Source organism: Allobosea sp. P4_C6, assembly GCF_056402015.1.
Genome location: NZ_JBFUIF010000218.1, coordinates 1 through 1836, shown reverse-complemented (window position 1 = coordinate 1836; position 1836 = coordinate 1). Strand labels below are relative to the sequence as shown.

Below are 1836 nucleotides of genomic sequence, written 5' to 3'. Positions count from 1 at the left end.
CTGTAGATCTTGAGCAGGAGTTCGTCGACCATGCCGATCAGGCAGAAGATCGTCAGGCGCAGCCGTGCCGGGTCCCAGCGATCGAACTCGCCTTCGCGCCTCAGCCGGTCGATGACGCGGTCCACCATGGCGGCGTCCGCATGCCGGCCCACCTCCGCGATGACCTCGTCCTCGTCCTTCAGCCGGAAGTGACAGCGCATCAGCCCGACATTGCGGCGGAAACACTCGACATAATGCAGATTGGCCTGATGAATGGCCTCGAACTGCGAAGCGTCTCGCGGAATCGGCAGGCGCGAAGCGCGCACGAACCTGAAATAATCTGCTATCGTCTTGGCGACGACGCTGCGCTTGTCCGTGAAATAACGGTAAAACGTTCCGTGCGCGACTCCCGCCGTATTGGCGATCAGATTGACCGTTATCGCATGGTAATTCTTCTCACGAAGCAATTTCGCGGTCGCGATCTCAATCTGTATCTCGGTACGAATTATTTTCTTTTCGCCGTGAGCTGCCGCCAGACGCTTCTCAAGGTAGGAGACATAATCGAATTCTTCGACGCTCAAGGAATCAACCTCGTTTTTCCCGCGCATTTCGCTTGTATCAGGGCGGCCGGCCGGAGCGCAAATCGCACCCGCCAAAGACGCTTGACAAAAAATGACATCGTCGTCAGTTTTATCGCATAGCCGCGATAGGAGCCGCAATAGATGAGTTCTACCGGTGCGACGATCGACTTTCGGAACGTGCGGAAGTCCTATGGGAAGTTCGTCGCGCTAGAGAATTTCTCGATGCATGTCGGGCGCGGGGAATTCATGACCCTGCTCGGCGCCAGCGGCTCGGGAAAGACCACCGCGCTCAACGCCTTGGCCGGCTTCACCGACATCGACAGCGGCGAGATCCTGATCGACGGCGTGTCGATCACCAGCCTGCCGACCGAGAAGCGTCAGATCGGCATGGTGTTCCAGAGCTATTCGCTGTTCCCGCATCGAAGCGTCATTCGCAACGTTTCATTCCCCCTTGAAATGCGCGGTGTTCCGCGCGCCGAAGCCCGGCGCCGTTCGGAGAAGGCGCTCGCGATGGTGCGGATGGACGCCCTCGCCGATCGCATGCCGCACGAGCTCTCGGGCGGCCAGCGGCAACGGGTCGCCTTTGCCCGCGCTGTGGTGTTCGAGCCCCGCGTGCTCCTGATGGACGAGCCGCTCGGGGCCCTCGACCTGAAGCTGCGCGAGACGCTCCAGCTCGAGATCAAGGCCTATCAACGCCAGATCGGATGCACGGTCATCTACGTTACCCATGACCAGGGCGAGGCGCTGACGCTGTCAGACCGGGTGGCGGTGATGGACAAGGGACGCGTCTTGCAGGTCGGGCCGCCTGAGGAGCTCTACGACCGGCCGCGCTCGCGCTTTGTGGCCGAATTCGTCGGCGCGAATAATTTGCTGATGGTGGAGCGTGCCGAGAATGGCGGCATGACCCTGGAAGGCCTTGGCCTCATCCAGGGCGATATCGCCCATCTCTCGGGCGCGGAATTCGTTTCGATCCGGCCGGAGCTCGTTCGGGTTCGCCATGGTGGCGGCGGCGCCCACCCGGCCCGCCTGAAAGAGACAGTCTTCTTCGGCAACTCCGTGCGTTACGTGCTGCTGACTGACGCGGATAAGGAGATTTCCGCGATCGAGCCGCGCCGACCGGGGCAGGAGATGCGGCCGGCCGGTGTCAGGGTCGGCTTCGACCTCGACACCGCCGACCTCGTCGCACTTACCGCTTGATAACAATCAACAATATCAGAGGGAATTGTCATGACCAAGATGACTAGGCGAGCGTTCGGCATCGGGGCCAGCACGGCAG

Annotated in this window: 2 protein-coding genes; one reads left to right on the top strand and one right to left on the bottom strand. The window is 61.2% G+C overall.

Annotation, left to right across the window (positions count from 1 at the left end):
• On the bottom strand, nt 1–560 hold a 560-nt coding region (locus tag AC1DVA_RS28095; RefSeq protein ID WP_476808083.1), incomplete at its 3' end, for a TetR/AcrR family transcriptional regulator.
• A 141-nt stretch (nt 561–701) separates the two neighbouring features.
• Between AC1DVA_RS28095 and AC1DVA_RS28090 the strand changes: the two genes are divergently transcribed.
• Nucleotides 702–1757, top strand: a complete 1056-nt coding sequence (locus AC1DVA_RS28090) for an ABC transporter ATP-binding protein (RefSeq protein ID WP_265055117.1) — start codon at nt 702–704, stop codon at nt 1755–1757.
• The last annotated feature ends 79 nt before the right edge of the window (nt 1758–1836 follow it).